This is a genomic window from Pseudomonas sp. LBUM1646, assembly GCF_059716165.1.
In genome coordinates this window covers 5300354-5320108 of the sequence record NZ_CP166810.1, presented here as the reverse complement: position 1 = coordinate 5320108, position 19755 = coordinate 5300354, and the positions used below count along the sequence as shown (strand labels likewise).

At 60.3% G+C, this 19755-nt stretch carries 17 protein-coding genes; 15 read left to right on the top strand and 2 right to left on the bottom strand.

Annotation, left to right across the window (positions count from 1 at the left end; translation table 11 throughout):
* Positions 1-174: 174 nt before the first annotated feature.
* The 11 genes from edd (at position 175) to ACA071_RS24205 (ending at position 13605) form a co-directional block, all read left to right on the top strand.
* Complete coding sequence (gene edd / locus ACA071_RS24255) at positions 175-2001, top strand: phosphogluconate dehydratase (RefSeq protein ID WP_497641451.1); 1827 nt, start codon at positions 175-177, stop codon at positions 1999-2001.
* Positions 1998-2951, top strand: coding sequence for a glucokinase (locus ACA071_RS24250; RefSeq protein ID WP_497641450.1), 954 nt, complete (start codon positions 1998-2000; stop codon positions 2949-2951). The genes edd and ACA071_RS24250 overlap by 4 nt, the downstream gene beginning before the upstream one ends.
* Positions 2952-3104: 153 nt before the next feature.
* The gene (locus tag ACA071_RS24245; protein WP_008155851.1) at positions 3105-3836 is read left to right on the top strand and encodes a response regulator; all 732 of its coding nucleotides are present in this window, start codon (positions 3105-3107) and stop codon (positions 3834-3836) included.
* Positions 3826-5295 carry an ATP-binding protein gene (locus tag ACA071_RS24240; protein ID WP_497641449.1) on the top strand — a complete coding sequence of 490 codons (1470 nt, stop codon included), beginning with the start codon at positions 3826-3828 and terminating at the stop codon, positions 5293-5295. Before ACA071_RS24245 ends, ACA071_RS24240 begins: the two co-directional genes overlap by 11 nt.
* A gap of 188 nt (positions 5296-5483) precedes the next feature.
* The gene (locus ACA071_RS24235) at positions 5484-6743 is read left to right on the top strand and encodes a D-mannose isomerase (protein WP_497641448.1); all 1260 of its coding nucleotides are present in this window, start codon (positions 5484-5486) and stop codon (positions 6741-6743) included.
* 117 nt (positions 6744-6860) lie between these two features.
* Positions 6861-8162, top strand: a complete 1302-nt coding sequence (locus ACA071_RS24230; RefSeq protein ID WP_497641447.1) for an ABC transporter substrate-binding protein — start codon at positions 6861-6863, stop codon at positions 8160-8162.
* Positions 8163-8252: 90 nt separating this feature from the next.
* Complete coding sequence (locus ACA071_RS24225; protein WP_054044927.1) at positions 8253-9161, top strand: carbohydrate ABC transporter permease; 909 nt, start codon at positions 8253-8255, stop codon at positions 9159-9161.
* A complete protein-coding gene (locus tag ACA071_RS24220) occupies positions 9154-9996 on the top strand; it encodes a carbohydrate ABC transporter permease (RefSeq protein WP_133838062.1) in 843 nt (280 codons plus the stop codon). Before ACA071_RS24225 ends, ACA071_RS24220 begins: the two co-directional genes overlap by 8 nt.
* Before the next feature lie 2 nt (positions 9997-9998).
* Positions 9999-11159: an ABC transporter ATP-binding protein gene (locus ACA071_RS24215; RefSeq protein WP_497641446.1), complete on the top strand. Its 1161-nt coding sequence runs from the start codon at positions 9999-10001 to the stop codon at positions 11157-11159.
* Between the two features lie 130 nt (positions 11160-11289).
* Positions 11290-12639 (top strand): carbohydrate porin, encoded by a 1350-nt coding sequence (locus ACA071_RS24210; protein ID WP_497641445.1) that lies wholly within the window; start codon positions 11290-11292, stop codon positions 12637-12639.
* Positions 12640-12753: 114 nt separating this feature from the next.
* On the top strand, positions 12754-13605 hold the full coding sequence (locus ACA071_RS24205; protein WP_497641444.1) for a D-hexose-6-phosphate mutarotase: 852 nt from the start codon (positions 12754-12756) through the stop codon (positions 13603-13605).
* Between the two features lie 108 nt (positions 13606-13713).
* On the opposite strand, the gene ACA071_RS24200 is transcribed toward ACA071_RS24205, so the two are convergent.
* Entirely contained in the window at positions 13714-14574 is an 861-nt protein-coding gene (locus tag ACA071_RS24200) for a MurR/RpiR family transcriptional regulator (protein ID WP_497645378.1), read from the bottom strand.
* Positions 14575-14800: 226 nt separating this feature from the next.
* On the opposite strand from ACA071_RS24200, the gene zwf reads away from it, so the two are divergent.
* From zwf to ACA071_RS24180, 4 genes are all read left to right on the top strand, one after another.
* Entirely contained in the window at positions 14801-16270 is a 1470-nt protein-coding gene (zwf, locus tag ACA071_RS24195; protein WP_429512082.1) for a glucose-6-phosphate dehydrogenase, read from the top strand.
* Positions 16257-16970: a 6-phosphogluconolactonase gene (gene pgl / locus ACA071_RS24190; protein WP_497641443.1), complete on the top strand. Its 714-nt coding sequence runs from the start codon at positions 16257-16259 to the stop codon at positions 16968-16970. Before zwf ends, pgl begins: the two co-directional genes overlap by 14 nt.
* 17 nt (positions 16971-16987) lie before the next feature.
* Positions 16988-17653 carry a bifunctional 4-hydroxy-2-oxoglutarate aldolase/2-dehydro-3-deoxy-phosphogluconate aldolase gene (locus tag ACA071_RS24185; protein ID WP_169373449.1) on the top strand — a complete coding sequence of 222 codons (666 nt, stop codon included), beginning with the start codon at positions 16988-16990 and terminating at the stop codon, positions 17651-17653.
* 179 nt (positions 17654-17832) lie between these two features.
* A complete protein-coding gene (locus tag ACA071_RS24180) occupies positions 17833-18555 on the top strand; it encodes an intradiol ring-cleavage dioxygenase (RefSeq protein ID WP_497641442.1) in 723 nt (240 codons plus the stop codon).
* Positions 18556-18564: 9 nt separating this feature from the next.
* On the opposite strand, the gene ACA071_RS24175 is transcribed toward ACA071_RS24180, so the two are convergent.
* Complete coding sequence (locus ACA071_RS24175; protein WP_497641441.1) at positions 18565-19746, bottom strand: aminotransferase class V-fold PLP-dependent enzyme; 1182 nt, start codon at positions 19744-19746, stop codon at positions 18565-18567.
* Positions 19747-19755 lie beyond the last annotated feature (9 nt).

The following is a 19755-nucleotide window of genomic DNA, read 5'->3' as shown; positions in this document are numbered from 1 at the left end:
GCATAAAAATAGAAAACAAGCCTTTTTAATGGCAATATTTTGTTCAATCTACAACGAGTGACCTGAATCAACTGGTCCGATCGATCAAGAAAGCCGCCTGTCACCCCATCGACAACGGCCCTTGATCAGCATAGACAATCAGGTCGCCACATCCGTTAGCCTGGAGTTCTACACATGCATCCCCGCGTCCTTGAGGTCACCGAACGACTTATCGCCCGCAGCCGAGCTACTCGTGAGGCTTACCTTGCGCTGATTCGCGGCGCCGCCAGCGACGGTCCGATGCGCGGCAAGCTGCAATGCGCCAACTTCGCCCACGGCGTGGCCGGTTGCGGCACCGACGACAAGAACAGCCTGCGGATGATGAACTCCGCGAACATCGCAATTGTTTCTTCGTATAACGACATGCTCTCGGCGCATCAGCCGTACGAAGTCTTTCCTGAACAAATCAAAAAAGCCCTGCGCGAAATCGGCTCGGTCGGCCAGTTCGCCGGCGGCACGCCTGCGATGTGCGATGGCGTGACCCAGGGCGAGCCCGGCATGGAACTGAGCTTGCCGAGCCGTGAAGTGATCGCGTTGTCCACCGCCGTGGCGTTGTCCCACAACATGTTCGACGGCGCGCTGATGCTCGGCATCTGCGACAAGATCGTCCCGGGCCTGATGATGGGCGCACTGCGTTTCGGTCATCTGCCGACGATCTTCGTTCCGGGCGGGCCGATGGTCTCGGGCATTTCCAACAAGCAGAAAGCCGACGTGCGCCAGCGCTATGCCGAAGGCAAGGCCAGCCGCGAAGAACTGCTGGAATCGGAAATGAATTCCTACCACAGCCCCGGTACCTGCACCTTCTACGGCACCGCGAACACTAACCAGTTGCTGATGGAAGTCATGGGCCTGCACTTGCCGGGCGCATCCTTCGTCAACCCGAACACCCCGTTGCGTGAGGCCCTGACCCGCGAAGCGGCGCATCAGGTCACGCGCCTGACCAAACAGAACGGCGACTTCATGCCGATCGGCGAAATCGTCGACGAGCGCTCGCTGGTCAACTCCATCGTGGCGCTGCATGCCACCGGTGGCTCGACCAACCACACCTTGCACATGCCGGCCATCGCCATGGCGGCGGGCATTCAGCTGACCTGGCAGGACATGGCCGACCTCTCCGAGGTGGTGCCGACCCTGAGCCACGTCTACCCGAACGGCAAAGCCGACATCAACCACTTCCAGGCGGCGGGCGGCATGTCGTTCCTGATCCGCGAACTGCTGGAAGCCGGGCTGCTCCACGAAAACGTCAACACCGTGCTCGGCCATGGCTTGAGCCGCTACACCGTGGAACCGTTCCTCGATAACGGCGAACTGGTCTGGCGCGAAGGCCCGATCGAAAGTCTCGACGAAACCATCTTGCGTCCGGTCGCCCGCGCGTTCTCGCAAGAGGGCGGTTTGCGAGTGATGGAAGGCAACCTCGGTCGCGGTGTGATGAAAGTCTCCGCCGTGGCCCTGGAAAACCAGATTGTCGAAGCACCGGCGATGGTGTTCCAGGATCAGCAGGATCTGGCCGATGCGTTCAAGGCCGGTTTGCTGGAGAAGGATTTTGTCGCGGTGATGCGCTTCCAGGGCCCGCGTTCCAATGGCATGCCGGAACTGCACAAAATGACGCCGTTCCTCGGCGTGCTGCAGGATCGCGGCTTCAAAGTGGCGCTGGTGACCGACGGGCGGATGTCCGGTGCTTCCGGGAAAATCCCGGCGGCGATCCACGTCAGCCCCGAAGCATTTGTGGGCGGCGCTTTGGCGCGGGTGCAAGAGGGCGATATCATCCGCGTCGATGGCGTCAAAGGCACCCTGGAGCTTAAGGTGGACGCCGAAGAATTCGCAGCGCGCACGCCGGCCAAGGGTTTGTTGGGTAACAACATCGGCAGCGGGCGCGAACTGTTTGGTTTCATGCGCATGGCCTTCAGCTCCGCAGAGCAGGGCGCCAGCGCCTTTACTTCTGCCCTGGAGACGCTTAATTGAAACTGGCTTTGGTCGGTGACATCGGTGGGACCAACGCACGTTTCGCGTTGTGGAAAAACCAGCAACTGGAGTCGATCCAGGTGCTGGCGACAGCGGATCACACCAGCCCGGAAGAGGCCATTGGCGTCTACCTCGTTGGCTTGGGCTTGAAACCGGGCGACATCGGTTCGGTGTGCCTGTCGGTGGCCGGTCCCGTGAGTGGCGATGAGTTCAAGTTCACCAACAATCACTGGCGCCTGAGCCGCAAGGCGTTCTGCCAGACCTTGCAGGTGGATCAGTTGCTGCTGGTCAACGATTTCTCGGCCATGGCCCTGGGCATGACCCGTTTGCAGCCGGACGAGTTTCGGGTGGTCTGCGAAGGCACGCCGGAACCGTTGCGGCCAGCGGTGGTGATTGGCCCTGGAACCGGGCTTGGCGTTGGCACTTTGCTCGATCTCGGTGAAGGCCGTTTTGCGGCATTGCCGGGTGAGGGCGGTCACGTCGATTTGCCGCTGAGCAGTCCGCGAGAGACGCAATTGTGGCAGCACATCTTCAACGAAATCGGCCATGTCAGCGCTGAAACAGCGTTGAGCGGCAGCGGCTTGCCGCGAGTCTATCGGGCGATATGCGCGGTGGATGGCCATGAACCGCAGTTCCACACCCCCGAAGCCATTACGGCGGCAGGGTTGGCCGGTGACCCGGTCGCGCTGGAAGTGCTGGAGCAGTTCTGCTGCTGGCTCGGTCGCGTGGCCGGCAACAACGTGCTGACCACCGGTGGACGCGGCGGCGTGTACATCGTCGGCGGTGTGATTCCCCGGTTTGCCGATTTCTTTGTTGAAAGCGGTTTCGCCCGGTGCTTCGCCGACAAGGGTTGCATGAGCGATTACTTCAAAGGCATCCCGGTGTGGCTGGTGACGGCGCCGTATTCCGGGTTGATGGGTGCGGGTGTGGCCCTCGAACAAGCAGAGTAGTGATCGTTCCCACGCTCTGCGTGGGAATGCAGCCCGTGACGCTCAGCGTCACTGGACGCTCCGCGTCCCTTGAGGCATTCCCACGCAGAGCGTGGGAACGATCGAACGATCAGGCATAATCCGCCCAATTCAAACAACAAGGATGCCGCCCCTGTGAGCTCAGTCAACAAGTCGATTTTGTTGGTCGATGACGATCAAGAGATACGCGAGTTGCTGGACACCTACCTGACCCGCGCTGGTTTTCAGGTGCGCACGACGCCGGACGGCGCCGGCTTTCGCCAGGCGATGAACGAGGCGCCGAGCGATCTGGTGATCCTTGATGTGATGCTGCCGGACGAAGACGGTTTCAGCCTCTGCCGCTGGATTCGCCAGCACCCGCGTCAGGCCCAGGTGCCGATCATCATGCTCACCGCCAGCTCCGACGAGGCCGACCGGGTCATTGGCCTGGAACTGGGCGCCGACGATTACCTTGGCAAACCCTTCAGCCCCCGCGAATTGCAGGCACGGATCAAGGCGCTGTTGCGCCGTGCGCAGTTCGGTCAGGAGCGTTCCGGCAGTGAAGTGCTTGCCTTCGATGACTGGCGCCTGGATATGGTCAGCCATCGGTTGTTCCACATCGATGGCGAAGAAGTGATTCTCTCCGGCGCCGATTTCGCCCTGCTGAAACTGTTCCTCGATCACCCCCAGGAAATCCTCGACCGCGACACCATCGGCAACGCCACCCGTGGCCGCGATCTGATGCCGCTGGATCGCATCGTCGACATGGCCGTCAGCCGCTTGCGCCAGCGCCTGCGCGATACCGAAAAACCCCCTCGACTGATCCGTACCGTGCGTGGCAGTGGCTACCAACTGGCTGCCAATGTGGTTGCCAGCAATGGCCATTGAGTGGTTGCGCCGGCTCGCCGCCAAGGTGCCGGTGCCCCGCTCGTTGCTCGGGCGGATGTTGCTGCTGACCCTGTTGGTGGTGCTCTTTGCCCAGGCGCTGTCGAGCGTGATCTGGGTCTCGCAACTGCGCGCCACCCAACTCGAAGGCCTGGTTACCAGCGCCCGCAGCCTGGCCCATTCGATGACCGCCAGCGTCAGCTATTTCCGTTCATTGCCCGTCGCCTTTCGGCCATTGGTGCTCGACCAATTGCGCAGCATGGGCGGCACCCGGTTCGTGGTGACCCTCAACGACAAACCGTTAGGCATGGAAGTGCTGCCGATCACCCCGCGCAAAGCGGCGGTGCTCAAGGCGGTGGACGAAGTGCTGCGCGAGTCCCTGGGCCACGACACGGATATCTCGGTGACGTTCGTCAGCCCCGAAGACCTGCGGATCTTCAACAGCGGGCTGAAACTCGATGAGTTGCCTCGCTCCTGGGCGCATTACGCGTTGACCCTGGAACCGGTGAATCCACCAGTGCTGGTCACACAAATCCAGATGGCCCCGGGGGAATGGCTGTACATCGCCTCGCTGTTGCCCGAGCCCTACACCAGTCTTGAAGAGCAGGGCCTGCCGGCGCAGCAGGTGTGGTTTATCGTGCTCACCAGCGGCTTTTTGCTGTTGTTTATCGGCCTGCTGGTGCACTGGCAGAGCCGTCCGCTTAAACGCCTGGCGCGGGCGGCGCGGGACATGTCCCTCGGTGCCGAAGTCGAGCCAGTGCCCGAGGGTGGCGGCAGTGAAGTGGTCGAAGTCGGCCGCGCCTTCAACGCGATGCGCGAACGCATCAGCCGTTACCTGACCGAGCGCAGCCAGTTGTTCAGCGCGATTTCCCACGACCTGCGCACGCCGATCACCCGGTTGCGGCTGCGGGTCGAATTGCTTGAAGACGAAACGCTGCAAGCCAAGTTCGGCCGCGATCTGGATGAGTTGGAACTGCTGGTCAAAGGCGCGCTGCAATGCGTGAAAGACACCGACATCCACGAAAATATCGAACCGGTGGACCTCAATCATGTGCTCGATTGCCTGGTGGAGCCTTACCTGGCACCCAACGGCAATGGCCGCGTGACCCAACATGGCCGGGCGCTGGCAGCCTATCCGGGCAAACCACTGGCGCTCAAGCGCTGCATCGGCAACCTGATCGACAATGCCTTGAAGTACGGGCAAAACGCGCATTTGCATATTGATGACGATCAAAGCGCCTTCATCCTGCATGTGGACGATGAAGGGCCGGGCGTGCCGGAGCAGCGGATGGAACAGGTTTTTGAACCGCACTTCCGTTTGGCCGGGCAGCAGCAGGGTTATGGGTTGGGGTTGGGCATTGCGCGCAATATTGCCCATAGCCATGGCGGTGAAGTTAGCCTGCAAAATCTTCGTGAAGGCGGATTGCGGGTGACGTTGCAGTTGCCGCGTTCAATCGACTGAAAGATCAAAAGATCGCAGCCTTCGGCAGCTCCTACTGAGACCGGTGTAGGAGCTGCCGAAGGCTACGATCTTTTGATTTTGTTTTTCCTTTGTCACGAAATGGTGACAAACCCCGTCCCCTTCGTTACCTGCCGCACCTCGACCGTTGTTTAGACTGCCCCCAGTCATAACAACAAAAAAGGTACCTCATGGACACCTTCCAACCTGCCTTCAGCAGTTGGCTGAACGCGCCTGCCCATCAGCAATGGCTCGCCGCCGAAGGCCTGCGCCTGCTGGCGTTCGCCAAGGCTTCGAAGCTTCCCGAAGGCTTTGGCAATCTCGATGAAAGAGGCCATCTGCCGGCCAACGCCCACGCCGAAACCATGAACACCGCGCGCATGACCCACAGCTTCGCCATGGCCCACATCCAAGGCCTGCCGGGGTTTGCCGAGCTGGTGGATCACGGTGTCCAGGCCCTCAGCGGCCCGTTGAAGGATGCTAAACACGGCGGCTGGTTCGCCACGGCCCATCATCGCGACGACAACACCGGCAAAGCCGCCTACCTGCACGCCTTCGTTGCCCTGGCCGCGAGTTCCGCAGTCGTCGCCCAACGGCCCGGTGCGCAAGCGCTGCTCGACGATGCGATCCACATCATCGACACCCATTTCTGGAGCGAAGAGGAGGGCGCCATGCGCGAATCCTTCAATCGCGACTGGAGTGAAGAGGAAGCCTACCGCGGCGCCAACAGCAACATGCACGCCACTGAAGCCTTCCTCGCGCTGGCGGATGTCACCGACGATCACCGCTGGCTGGTCCGTGCGCAACGGATCGTCGAGCGGGTAATCCACGGTCACGCCGCCGCCAACGATTACCTGGTGGTCGAACATTTCGATCGCGACTGGCAGCCGCTGCGCGAGTACAACCACGACAACCCGGCGGACGGTTTCCGCCCCTACGGCACCACGCCGGGCCACGGTTTCGAATGGGCGCGGTTGTTACTGCACCTCGAAGCAGCGCGGGTGCAGGCCGGGATGCTCACGCCGGGTTGGCTGGCAACCGACGCGCAAAAACTCTTCGATCACAATTGCCGTCACGGCTGGAATGTCGATGGCGCGCCAGGGATTGTCTACACGCTGGATTGGGACAACCGCGCCGTGGTTCGCCATCGTTTGCACTGGACCCATTGCGAGGCCAGCGCCGCTGCCAGTGCGCTGCTCAAACGCACCGGCGACGAGCAATACGAGACCTGGTACCGACTGTTCTGGGAATTCTGTGACAGTCATTTCATCGACCGTTGCGATGGCAGTTGGCACCATGAACTCGACCCGCAAAACCGCCCGAGTGCCGATATCTGGGGTGGCAAGCCGGACTTGTATCACGCCTGGCAAGCGGTCCTGATTCCGCGCCTGCCGTTGGCGCCGAGCATGGCGACTGCCTTGGGGCAGTTGTCCCAGAGCGCTCCTGTGTAACCATGTGGTGACATTCAAGCGTCCCTTCGTTACCTGCGAAGGGATAACTCCTGTTTAAAATCCTATGCAGCGCAAGCACCAGACTTGCATGCATAACAACAAGAAAGGTAATTCTAGATGAATGCGATTTCTCGCCTCGCTACTGTCATTTCTCTTGCCTCATTGCTTCCTATCTCTGCATTCCCTCTCAGTGCACTTGCCGCCGACTCCAAAGGTTCGGTAGAAGTCGTTCACTGGTGGACGTCCGGTGGCGAAAAAGCTGCTGTTGATGTGCTCAAGGCCCAAGTCGAAAAAGACGGTTTCACCTGGAAGGACGGCGCCGTTGCCGGTGGTGGCGGTGCGACCGCCATGACCGTGCTCAAGAGCCGCGCCGTGGCCGGTAACCCGCCAGGCGTAGCGCAGATCAAAGGCCCGGACATTCAGGAATGGGCGTCTACCGGTCTGCTCGACACCGACGTCTTGAAAGAAGCCGCCAAGTCGGAGAAGTGGGACAGCCTGCTCGACAAGAAAGTCTCCGATACCGTGAAGTACGAAGGTGACTACGTGGCCGTGCCGGTGAACATTCACCGCGTCAACTGGCTGTGGATCAACCCGGAAGTCTTCAAGAAAGCCGGGATCGAAAAATCCCCGACCACCCTGGAAGAGTTCTACGCAGCCGGCGACAAGCTCAAGGCCAAAGGCTTCATCGCGCTGGCCCACGGCGGCCAGCCTTGGCAGGACAGCACCGTGTTCGAAGCCGTAGTGCTTTCGGTCATGGGTGTCGACGGTTACAAGAAAGCCCTGGTCGACCTGGACAACGCTGCCCTGACCGGTCCTGAAATGGTCAAGGCGCTGACCGAACTGAAGAAAGTCGCGACCTACATGGACGCCGACGGCAAAGGCCAGGACTGGAACCTGGAAGCGGCCAAGGTCATCAACGGCAAGGCCGGCATGCAGATCATGGGTGACTGGGCCAAGAGCGAATGGACCGCGGCCAAGAAAGTCGCCGGCAAGGACTACGAGTGCGTAGCCTTCCCGGGCACCGAAAAGGCCTTCACCTACAACATCGACTCCCTGGCGGTGTTCAAGCAGAAAGACAAGGGTACTTCTGCCGCGCAGCAGGACATTGCCAAGGTCGTGCTGGGTGAGAACTTCCAGAAAGTCTTCAGCATCAACAAAGGCTCGATCCCGGTTCGCATCGACATGCTGAACAAAATGGCAGAAAACGGTTTCGACTCCTGCGCCCAGACCGCTGCCAAGGACTTCCTGGCGGACGCCAAGTCCGGCGGCCTGCAGCCGAGCATGGCGCACAACATGGCGACCACGCTGGCGGTGCAGGGCGCGTTCTTTGATGTCGTGACCAACTTCATCAACGATCCGAAAGCCGATCCGGCCACTGCTGCCAAGCAACTCGGCACGGCCATCAAAGCGGCCAAGTAACCGTTAGCAGCGTTGACCCGGTGGGGGCGGGCAAACCCGCTCCCACCCGGCATGCGCCTGTAATCCTTTCTCTACGTACTGGATCTTCCCATGAGTTCTGTTGCTGTGTTCAGCAAGGCCTCGCCGTTCGATGCATTGCAGCGCTGGCTCCCCAAACTGGTGCTGGCGCCCAGCATGTTCATCGTCCTGGTGGGCTTCTATGGCTATATCCTCTGGACGTTCGTGCTGTCGTTCACCACGTCGACTTTCCTGCCGACTTACAAGTGGGCGGGCCTGGCGCAATATCAGCGGCTGTTCGACAACGACCGTTGGTGGGTAGCGAGCAAGAACCTGGCCGTGTTCGGCGGCATGTTTATCGGCATCACCCTGGTGATCGGTGTGCTGCTGGCGGTGTTTCTTGACCAGCGCATTCGTCGCGAAGGTTTCATTCGCACCATTTACCTGTACCCGATGGCGCTCTCGATGATCGTTACCGGTACCGCGTGGAAGTGGCTGCTCAACCCGGGCATGGGCCTGGACAAATTGTTGCGTGACTGGGGTTGGGAAGGCTTCCGCCTGGACTGGCTGATCGACCCGGATCGCGTGGTGTATTGCCTGGTGATCGCTGCCGTCTGGCAAGCCTCGGGCTTTATCATGGCGATGTTCCTCGCCGGCCTGCGTGGCGTTGATCAATCGATCATCCGTGCCGCCCAGATCGATGGCGCGAGCATGCCGCGTATCTACCTGAAAGTGGTGTTGCCAAGCCTGCGTCCGGTGTTCTTCAGCGCCGTGATGATCCTGGCCCACATCGCGATCAAGAGTTTCGACCTTGTAGCGGCCATGACCGCCGGTGGCCCGGGTTATTCCTCCGACCTGCCTGCGATGTTCATGTATTCCTTCACCTTCAGTCGCGGCCAGATGGGCATGGGCTCGGCCAGCGCAATCCTGATGCTCGGTGCGATTCTCGCAATCATCGTGCCTTACCTGTACTCCGAGCTGAGGACCAAGCGTCATGACTAGTTTCGCCAAACCTTCCATCAGCCTGAGTCGCATCGCGATCTACGCCGTGCTGATCCTCGCGGTGTTCCTGTACCTGATACCGCTGGTGGTCATGCTGTTGACCAGTTTCAAGACCCCGGAAGACATCAACTCCGGCAACCTGCTGAGCTGGCCGACCGTGGTCAGCGGCATTGGCTGGGTCAAGGCCTGGGGCACGGTTGACGGGTATTTCTGGAACTCGATCAAGATCACCGTCCCGGCGGTACTGATCTCCACCGCCATCGGTGCGTTGAACGGCTATGTGCTGTCGATGTGGCGCTTCCGTGGCTCGCAACTGTTCTTCGGTTTGCTGCTGTTCGGTTGCTTCCTGCCGTTCCAGACCGTCCTGCTGCCGGCCTCGTTCACCCTCGGCAAGATGGGCCTGGCGAGTACCACCACGGGCCTGGTGTTCGTGCACGTGGTCTACGGCCTGGCGTTCACCACGCTGTTCTTCCGCAACTATTACGTCAGCGTTCCGGATGCGCTGGTGAAAGCCGCGCGGCTCGATGGCGCGGGTTTCTTCACCATCTTCCGCTTGATCATCCTGCCGATGTCCACCCCGATCATCATGGTCTGCCTGATCTGGCAGTTCACCCAGATCTGGAACGACTTCCTGTTCGGCGTGGTGTTCTCCAGCGGTGATTCGCAACCCATCACAGTAGCGCTGAACAACTTGGTCAACACCAGTACCGGGGCCAAGGAATACAACGTTGATATGGCGGCGGCGATGATCGCCGGGCTGCCGACCCTGCTGGTCTATGTGGTCGCAGGCAAGTATTTCGTGCGCGGGCTGACGGCCGGCGCAGTCAAGGGGTAATCATGGCTACGCTCGAACTTCGCAATGTAAACAAGACTTACGGTCCCGGCTTGCCGGACACCCTGAAGGACATCGATCTGTCGATCAAGGACGGAGAGTTCCTGATCCTGGTCGGACCTTCGGGTTGCGGTAAGTCGACCCTGATGAATTGCATCGCCGGCCTGGAAACCATCACCGGCGGCGCGATCATGATCGATGACCAGGACGTCAGCGGCATGAGCCCGAAAGATCGGGACATCGCCATGGTGTTCCAGTCCTACGCGCTGTACCCGACCATGAGCGTGCGCGAGAACATCGCGTTCGGCTTGAAGATCCGCAAAATGCCGGCTGCCGACATCGAAACGGAAGTGGCGCGGGTGTCCAAGCTGCTGCAGATCGAACACTTGCTCAACCGCAAACCCGGCCAGCTCTCCGGCGGTCAGCAACAGCGCGTGGCCATGGGCCGTGCCTTGGCGCGGCGGCCGAAGATTTACCTCTTCGACGAACCGCTGTCCAACCTCGACGCCAAGCTGCGGGTCGAGATGCGTACCGAAATGAAACTGATGCACCAGCGCCTCAAAACCACCACGGTCTACGTGACCCACGACCAGATCGAAGCGATGACCCTGGGCGACAAAGTGGCGGTGATGAAGGACGGAATCATTCAGCAGTTCGGCACGCCGAAAGACATCTACAACAACCCGGCCAACCTGTTTGTGGCGAGCTTCATCGGTTCGCCGCCGATGAACTTCATCCCCCTGCGCTTGCAGCGCAAGGACGGTCGCCTGATCGCGCTGCTCGACAGCGGCCAGGCCCGTTGTGAATTGCCGTTGGGCATGCAGGATGCCGGGCTCGAAGATCGCGAAGTGATCCTCGGCCTGCGCCCGGAACAGATTGTGCTGGCGAACGGCGAGCCGAACGGTTTGCCGACCATTCGCGCCGAAGTCCAGGTCACCGAGCCGACCGGCCCGGACACCCTGGTGTTCGTCAACCTGAACGAAACCAAGGTCTGCTGCCGTTTGGCGCCAGACGTTGCGCCGGGTGTGGGCGAGACCCTGACCCTGCAATTCGATCCATCGAAAGTGTTGCTGTTCGATGCCAAGACCGGGGAGCGCCTGGGGGTGGCCGGTGTGCCGAAAGCTGAGGCCCACGGCGCCAATGTGGCGCAGTTCAAAGGTCGCTGAAGAACAAGTGTGGGAGCTGGCTTGCCTGCTCCCACTCGGGGAAATGTGCGGCGGATGGGGACATTCGCCGCAGTCTATGTAAACCGCGTTAGATAAAAACAGTTAATAACAATAAAACGAGGATGTAGGGATGAAGAAGAAGAACAACGTTCAGCTTATCTGCCAATTGTCAGCTGTTGCGGCGGCAATGACCCTGGTCGGTAGCGTTCACGCGGCTGACGCGTTCAGCGCCGATTCCCAGTGGATGACCGGTGACTGGGGTGGTGAGCGTACCAAGCTGATCGAGCAGGGTATCGACATCAAGATGGACTACGTCGGCGAAGTCGGCGGCAACCTCCATGGTGGCTACAACAACGACAAGACTGCGCGTTACGCCGACCAGTTCGGCCTGGGCGTGGCACTGGACCTGCAAAAGCTGTGGGGCTGGGATAACACCCAGGCGAAGATCCAGTTGACCAACCGTAACGGTCAGAACATCTCCAACGACCGTGTTGGCGACCCGCGTGCCGGCACCTTGAGCTCCTCCCAGGAAGTCTACGGCCGTGGCCACATGGTCCGTCTGACCCAGTTGTGGATCAAGCACCAGTTCCTCGACGGCAAACTGGACGTCAAGGCCGGTTACTTCGGTGAAGGCGAAGACTTCAACACCTTCCCGTGCGAGTTCCAGAACCTGGCGTTCTGCGGTTCACAAGCGGGTAACTGGGCTACCGGTATCTGGTACAACTGGCCAGTCAGCCAGGCCGCTGTCCGCGTCAAGTACAACATCTCGCCTGAGTTCTATGCGCAGATCGGCGCGTACAACCAGAACCCGTCGCAGCTTGAGCACGGTAACGGCTTCAAGCTCAGCGGCAGTGGTACGGCGGGCACCGTCATCCCGGTCGAGTTGGTCTGGTTGCCTAACCCGAACAACCTGCCGGGCGAATACCGTGTCGGTTACTACAAAAGCACGGCCAAGGCTGATGACGTTCTTAAAGACGACAACGGCAATGATGCGGCAACCAGCGGCAACGCCTATCGCAGCCACAGCAGCAAGTCCGGCTACTGGTTCGTTGCGCAGCAACAACTCACCACCCACAACGGTGACGCTTCCCGCGGTCTGAACATCGCGGCCAACGCCACGTTCCACGACAAGGACACCAACTTCGTCGACAACTATCAGTCGCTGATGTTTGTCTACAAAGGTCCGTTCGATGCACGTCCAAAGGATGACGTCGGTATCGGCTTCGCCCGCATCCATGTCAACGATGACGTGAAGAAAAACTCCGAGCTGATCAACGCTTCCAATGGTGTCAGCGACTACGAAGATCCACTGTTCGCGCCACTGCGTAGCACCGAGTACAACTACGAAATCAACTACGGCTTCCACGTTACCAACTGGCTGACCGTGCGTCCTAACCTGCAATACATCACTCACCCGGGCGGTGTTGATGAAGTCGACAACGCGCTGGTCGCCGGTCTGAAAATTCAGTCGGTGTTCTAACGCTGTTGCGATAAGCTCCTCTCTATGTGCGCATATTTGCGGATGGCCAAGGCTATCCGCTTTTTTTTGGGGGCGGCGCACCCCGGCAACAGATGATTTTCAGGACCGCGGCACATGCATGAGCATCCGCTACAACGCTTCTTCAAATCCTTGCGCGAACGTCCGGTGTTTGCGTGGGAACGCTATCAGATGCGCGACGTGCTAGTGATCGATCATCCGCTGTGCCAAGCGGTGTTCAGCCGCCAGGGTGCGCAGTTGTTGCACTTTCAGCCAGCGGGGCAGAAGCCCTGGTTGTGGTGCGCGGCGAAGTGGCCGCACGTGGGGGCGATTCGGGGCGGCGTGCCGGTGTGCTGGCCGTGGTTTGGCCGTCATCCGAGCGAAAACGCCTGGCCGTCCCATGGCTGGGCGCGGCTGCTGGACTGGAAGTTACTCGATAGCAGTACTGACGATGATGGCGTGCGCTTGCACTGGCAATTGCAGCTATGCGACTGGACGGTTGACCTGCACGCCCATCTGGGCGAACGCATGGATTTGCGCCTGAGCACCGAGCATCAGGACAGCCTGCCGTGCCAATTGAGCCAGGCGTTGCATGCTTACTGGCGTATTGGCGACGTGGCTGAGGTAGCGCTGTCTGGGCTCGATGGCGCGCAGGGTTACGATCAGTTGAGCCGACAGGTGTGTCATCAGGAAGGTGAGCTGCGGGTCGATGGCGGTTGTCAGCGCGTGTTCCAGCATGACGGCGAATTACAGCTCAAGGACCACGCCTGGCAGCGGGAATTGTGCATCGACACTGGCGACGCTGCGGACACGGTGGTTTGGCATCCGGGTTCGCGACCGTTGCTGGGGGTGAGCTGGAACGAGGTGTTGGAATTTGTCTGCGTGGAAGCGGCGAGCGGCGGGACGGATAGCCTGAGTCTGGCGCCGGGGGAGCGGGCGCATTTGAGTTTACAGGCGTGGGTGGGGTGATCGTTCCCACGCTCCGCGTGGGAATGCAGCCCGTGACGCTCCGCGTCACTGGACGCGGAGCGTCCCTTGAGGCATTCCCACGCGGAGCGTGGGAACGATCAGTGCGGACTAGTTGAACTCGTCACCCACCGGATACCGGCTCGCATTCAAACTTTCTTTGATCTTGCGCAAATGCGGCTGGAAATCCACCCCGCGACGCAACGTCATGCCAGTCGCCAACACATCGAGCACCGTCAGCTGAATAATCCGCGAGGTCATCGGCATATAGATGTCGGTGTCTTCCGGCAGCGGAATGTTCAGGCTCAAGGTACTGGCCTTGGCCAATGGCGAGTTTTCAGCGGTCAAACCCAGCACCGAAGCGCCGTTCTCCCGGGCAATGCGCGCCACTTCCACCAGTTCGCGGGTGCGGCCGGTGTAGGAAATGATCACGAACAACTCGCCGGTGTGCGCCACCGAGGCAATCATGCGCTGCATCAGCACGTCGGCATGGGCGGTGACGGCGAGGTTGAAGCGGAAGAACTTGTGCTGCGCATCCAGCGCTACCGGGGCCGAGGCGCCGAGGCCGAAGAAGTGGATTTGCCGGGCCTGGATCAACAGATCGACGGCACGGCTGATCAGGTTCGGGTCCAGGGCCTGCAAAGCACTGTCCAGCGAAGCGATGGCGCTGCCGAAGATTTTCTGGGTGTAGGCTTCAGGATTGTCATCGGCCTCGACCGCACGGCTGACATACGCGGCGCCACTGGCCAGGCTCTGGGCCAACTGCAGTTTCAGTTCCGGGTAGCCGCTGACACCGAACGAACGGCAGAACCGGTTGACCGTCGGCTCGCTGACCTTTGAGGCCTGGGCGAGGGCGGCGATGCTGAACCGGGTCGCCTGCTGTGGATTGAGCAGGATCACTTCAGCGACTTTGCGTTCGGCCTTGTTCAGGTCTTCAAGGCGATTCTGGATTTGTTCCAGTAAATTTCGCACGCGGTCCATAGATGTTCCTTGAGTCAGCAGCGCAAAGATGCGCTCTGCTATGCAAAAAGGGCCTTTGATGCGGCCCGTCACGGTGGCCTATCCTACTGATGGCTCCGACCGACCACCACTCGCAATCTGTATTTTGCGAAAATGTTGTGGTTATTACTACATTTTCCCTTGAGTGATGCCTTGAAAAAAGGTATTTGTAGCTTAACTTGATAAAAGAACAAACATCATGCCTTCGATTACGGTAGAACCGTGCACCTTTGCCTTGTTCGGCGCCCTCGGCGATCTGGCCCTGCGCAAGCTGTTTCCTGCCCTTTATCAGCTGGACGGCGCCGGCCTGTTGCACGAGGACTCGCGAATCATCGCGCTGGCCCGTGAACCCGGCAGCGAGCAGCAGCACCTGGCGTTCATCACCTCGGAGCTGCGCCGCTACGTCGATGCCAAAGAGCTGGACGAAGCCGTGCTCGAACGCTTCCTCGCTCGGTTGAGCTACTTGCACGTCGACTTCCTCAAGGCTGACGATTACGTCGCCCTGGCCGAGCAGGCTGGCAGCGCCCAGCGCGTGATTGCCTACTTCGCCACACCGGCCGCCGTTTACGGCGCGATCTGCGAGAACCTGTCGAAGGTCGGCCTGACCGAAAACACTCGCGTAGTGCTGGAAAAACCCATCGGTTCGGACCTGGAATCCTCGCGCAAGGTCAATGACGCCGTGGCGCAGTTCTTCCCGGAGAACCGCACCTACCGCATCGACCACTACCTGGGCAAAGAAACCGTCCAGAACCTGATCGCCCTACGTTTCGCCAACAGCCTGTTCGAAACCCAGTGGAACCAGAATTATATTTCCCACGTGGAAATCACCGTGGCCGAGAAGGTCGGCATCGAAGGCCGCTGGGGTTACTTCGACAAGGCCGGCCAGCTGCGGGACATGATCCAGAACCACCTGCTGCAGCTGCTCTGCCTGATCGCCATGGACCCGCCGGCCGACCTGTCCGCCGACAGCATCCGTGACGAGAAAGTCAAAGTGCTCAAGGCCCTGGCGCCGATCAGCCCGGAAGGCCTGACCACTCAAGTGGTGCGCGGCCAGTACATCGCCGGCTACAGCGAAGGCAAACCGGTGCCGGGTTACCTGGAAGAGCCGAATTCCAACACCCAAAGCGACACCGAAACCTTCGTCGCCCTGCGGGCCGATATCCGCAACTGGCGTTGGGCCGGTGTGCCGTTTTACCTGCGGACCGGCAAACGCATGCCGCAGAAGCTGTCGCAGATCGTCATTCACTTCAAGGAACCGTCGCACTACATCTTCGCTCCCGAGCAGCGCCTGCAGATCAGCAACAAACTGATTATCCGCCTGCAACCGGACGAAGGCATTTCCTTGCGCGTGATGACCAAAGAACAAGGCCTGGACAAGGGCATGCAGCTGCGCAGCGGTCCGTTGCAGCTGAATTTTTCCGACACCTATCGCAGCGCACGGATTCCCGATGCCTACGAGCGGTTGTTGCTGGAAGTAATGCGGGGCAATCAGAACCTGTTTGTCCGTAAAGATGAAATCGAAGCCGCGTGGAAGTGGTGTGACCAGTTGATCGCCGGGTGGAAAAAATCCGGTGATGCGCCCAAGCCGTACGCGGCCGGGTCCTGGGGACCAATGAGCTCCATTGCACTGATCACGCGGGATGGGAGGTCGTGGTATGGCGATATCTAATTTGCAACTGCCTCAGGGCGTCAACGCCCATGAGTTCAAGAGCCCGGTGTTGCTGGCCGACGGTTTGGCGCTGAATGTGGCCAAGCAACTGAATGACGCTATCGATGCTCGCGGCAACGCGACGCTGGTGGTGTCCGGTGGCCGCAGCCCGGTGGCGTTCTTCCAGAACCTGGCCAAGCAAAAACTGGACTGGTCCAAGGTGGTCGTGACCCTGGCAGACGAGCGCTGGGTGCCGGTCGAGCACGCCGACAGCAATGCCGGCCTGCTCAAGCGCTACCTGCTGCAAGGCCCGGCGGCCAAGGCTCAGTTCCTGAGTCTGTACAGCGCCACCGCCAACCTTGAGCTGGCAGCCGAGCAGGCCGACCGTTTGCTCGCCGAGTTGCCGCCGATCGACGTGCTGATCCTCGGCATGGGCGATGACGGTCACACCGCTTCGCTGTTCCCCAACAGCCCGAACCTGGCTGATGCCTTGAAAGTCGACGGCACACGCCGTTGCTATCCGATGCTGGCACCGACCGTGCCGCACCAGCGCTTGACCATGAGTCGTGCGCTGCTGGCTTCGGCCAAGACCACCGTTCTATCGATTTCCGGTCAGTCCAAGCTGACCACTTTAAGTGCCGCATTGGCCGGTGACGATGTCGCCGCCATGCCGATTCGCGCGTTTCTGCAACCTACGTTAGAGATTTACTGGTGCCCATGAGCCAAGGATCAGCCGCTATGACAAAGACATCCCCGACCGTTTCCATGGCGGACAAAGTTGCCCTGATCGACAGCCTCTGCGCCAAGGCGCGGATCTTGCCGGTGATCACCATCGCTCGCGAACAGGACATCTTGCCGCTGGCCGACGCCCTGGCCGCCGGTGGCCTGACCGCCCTGGAAGTGACCCTGCGTTCGCAGTTCGGCCTCAAGGCCATCCAGGTTCTGCGTGAGCAGCGTCCGGAGCTGGTGACCGGTGCTGGCACCGTGCTCGATCGCACCATGCTTGCCGCCGCCGAAAGGGCCGGTTCGCAATTCATCGTCACCCCAGGCATTACCCGTGACCTGCTCGAAGCCAGTGTCGACAGCCCGATCCCGCTGTTGCCCGGCATCAGCAACGCCTCCGGCATCATGGAAGGCTATGGCCTGGGCTATCGCCGCTTCAAGCTGTTCCCGGCGGAAGTCAGCGGCGGCGTCGCGGCTATCAAGGCCTTGGGCGGCCCGTTCGGCGAAGTCAAATTCTGCCCGACTGGCGGCGTGAGTCCGGCCAATATCAAAAGCTACATGGCGTTGAAAAACGTGATGTGCGTGGGTGGTAGCTGGATGCTTGATCCGGAATGGATCAAGAACGGCGACTGGGCCCGCATTCAGGAATGCACCGCCGAGGCCCTGGCGCTGCTGGACTGATTGTTACCTGACACTTCGTTGTGTGTTCTACGGCTTTACGGTGCGCTTGGTCGGTGCACCGTTTTTTTTTGCCTGCAGAATGCCCCGTAGGAGCAAATCACACGACCCGATACATAGTTACCGCATCCCGTCCGGCGTCTCTCTCTATCCTTGAAGCATCTTATGGAAGAGAGAACCTCATGGATTACAACACTACTGCCCCCCGCGAAACGGTTTGCCTGCTCTCCCCGGAGCAGATCGCCGGCCCGTATTTTCGCAACCCTAAACTCATCAGAAGAAATATTAGCGAAGGTCAGGACGGCGTTCCCCTGGTGCTGCGGCTGGCGATTGTCGACGCCATGACCGGAGAGCCGGTGAACGGCGCGCTGGTGGATATCTGGCATTGCAACGCCCGAGGCGCGTATTCGGGCTGGAGCAAGGTCGACCCGGACAAAAAAGTCGACGTCGGCAGTATCGGTTCGGTCCCGCGCACCGATGACGACACCTACTTGCGCGGTGGGCAATTCAGCGACAACAAGGGCGTCGTGCGATTTACCACGATTTATCCGTCGTTTTATGCCGGTCGTGCGCTACACATTCACGTGGCCGTACGGATCACCGACGGCAACAACTATCTGGAAGAACGGCATGTTGCCTGGGTCGGTCAGCTCTATTTTCCCGAGGTTGTGTCCAGGTCGGTGCTTAATGCCAGGGAGTACAAGGGGCGGAGCGTGTCGTCGCTGACCAACGATCAAGACCATTACTACGAAACCATGGGCGGTAAAGCCTCAACCCTGATGGTGCACAGCATCGGTCGAGACACCATGGATGATGGCTTTTTCGGGCACATGACCATCGGCATCGACACTTTTGCGGTATCGACCCAGATCAAGCCCGAGGATTTCGACAAGTACACCGTGTAAGCGCCGGCCTCAGCGCAGCTCGGTCAGTGCCCGAGCCAGCAGGTCCACGTCGGCTGCGGTGCTGGTCAGTCCCGGTGTAATGCGGATGCACGGTCCGCTGGCGGCGCCGCTGCGGGCCACGGTGAACAAGTTGTACTCATTGAGCAGCCGTTCGGCCATGACGTGCTGGTCGGCATGGCGGGTAAAGCGCATCGAGGTGATGCCGCAATACAGTCGAGGATCGTCCGGGGTCATGACTTCGATGTCCGGCAGGTCGCGCACGGCGTTGACCCAGCGATTACGCAAGTAGTTGAGCCGTGCGCCCTTCGCGGCGGAACCACCCATGGCCTGATGTTCTTCGAGCACCAGCGGCAGGGTCATCAGCGCCGGGATGTTCGGCGTGCTGTAGGGCGTGCGGGCGCGAATGTCGTTGATCGGGAAATGCATCTCACCCATGTCCGGGTCGATGTCGACCAGGCGCTGGGGGGCGATGTAAATGAAACCCAGGGTCAGCGGTGCGCCGATCCATTTGTGCAAGTTGTACCCGGCAAAGGCAATGCCCAGCGCTTCCAGATTGAATTCCATCTGGCCCAGGGCATGGGCGCCATCGAGGATCACATCGACCCCGTGTTCCTTGGCGAGTGCGGCAATCGCCTGCACTGGCATTACCAGGCCGGTGCGGTGAGTGATGTGGGTCAGGGCCATCAGCTTGAGTCGCGGATAACGCACGAAGGCTTCGCGGTAGGTGGCCAGCAAACTGTCGAAAGTGGCAGGGTGCTGGTGGTCGATTTCGATCACTTCCACGCCGCGATGGCGGGCCAGCCAACGCATGGCGCCCTTGACCGTGTCGTACTCCAGATCGCAGAACAGCACCTGATCGCCAGGCTGCAAGCGATTGTAGTTGCGGATCAGCGATTGCAGGCCCTCCGAGGCGTTGCGAGTGAGGGCAACGGATTGCGCGCGCACGCCCATCATCTCGGCAAGTTGCGCCCGAATGTCCAGGCTTTCGCCTTGTTCGAAACGCTGGCGCACATGCACTGAGTTACTGCGATTGATCAGCTCGATATTGCGCTGATACTCCTCGACCACCGTGCGCGACATGCGCCCGAAGTAACCGTTTTCCAGATTGATCGGGCCTGGTTCGACAGCGTAACGGTCGGCAAAGGTTTGCCAGAAGGCTTCATCACGGGCACGGCGGGTGTTATCGGGCATGGGCTACTC

What these genes read in the sequence shown, in the direction of transcription:
- edd (WP_497641451.1), top strand. Translation starts at nt 175, where the DNA reads ATGCATCCCCGCGTCCTTGAGGTCACCGAACGACTTATCGCCCGCAGC.
- ACA071_RS24240 (WP_497641449.1), top strand. Translation starts at nt 3,826, where the DNA reads ATGGCCATTGAGTGGTTGCGCCGGCTCGCCGCCAAGGTGCCGGTGCCC.
- ACA071_RS24235 (WP_497641448.1), top strand. Translation starts at nt 5,484, where the DNA reads ATGGACACCTTCCAACCTGCCTTCAGCAGTTGGCTGAACGCGCCTGCC.
- ACA071_RS24230 (WP_497641447.1), top strand. Translation starts at nt 6,861, where the DNA reads ATGAATGCGATTTCTCGCCTCGCTACTGTCATTTCTCTTGCCTCATTG.
- ACA071_RS24225 (WP_054044927.1), top strand. Translation starts at nt 8,253, where the DNA reads ATGAGTTCTGTTGCTGTGTTCAGCAAGGCCTCGCCGTTCGATGCATTG.
- ACA071_RS24220 (WP_133838062.1), top strand. Translation starts at nt 9,154, where the DNA reads ATGACTAGTTTCGCCAAACCTTCCATCAGCCTGAGTCGCATCGCGATC.
- ACA071_RS24215 (WP_497641446.1), top strand. Translation starts at nt 9,999, where the DNA reads ATGGCTACGCTCGAACTTCGCAATGTAAACAAGACTTACGGTCCCGGC.
- ACA071_RS24210 (WP_497641445.1), top strand. Translation starts at nt 11,290, where the DNA reads ATGAAGAAGAAGAACAACGTTCAGCTTATCTGCCAATTGTCAGCTGTT.
- ACA071_RS24205 (WP_497641444.1), top strand. Translation starts at nt 12,754, where the DNA reads ATGCATGAGCATCCGCTACAACGCTTCTTCAAATCCTTGCGCGAACGT.
- zwf (WP_429512082.1), top strand. Translation starts at nt 14,801, where the DNA reads ATGCCTTCGATTACGGTAGAACCGTGCACCTTTGCCTTGTTCGGCGCC.
- pgl (WP_497641443.1), top strand. Translation starts at nt 16,257, where the DNA reads ATGGCGATATCTAATTTGCAACTGCCTCAGGGCGTCAACGCCCATGAG.
- ACA071_RS24185 (WP_169373449.1), top strand. Translation starts at nt 16,988, where the DNA reads ATGACAAAGACATCCCCGACCGTTTCCATGGCGGACAAAGTTGCCCTG.
- ACA071_RS24180 (WP_497641442.1), top strand. Translation starts at nt 17,833, where the DNA reads ATGGATTACAACACTACTGCCCCCCGCGAAACGGTTTGCCTGCTCTCC.
- ACA071_RS24175 (WP_497641441.1), bottom strand. Translation starts at nt 19,746, where the DNA reads ATGCCCGATAACACCCGCCGTGCCCGTGATGAAGCCTTCTGGCAAACC.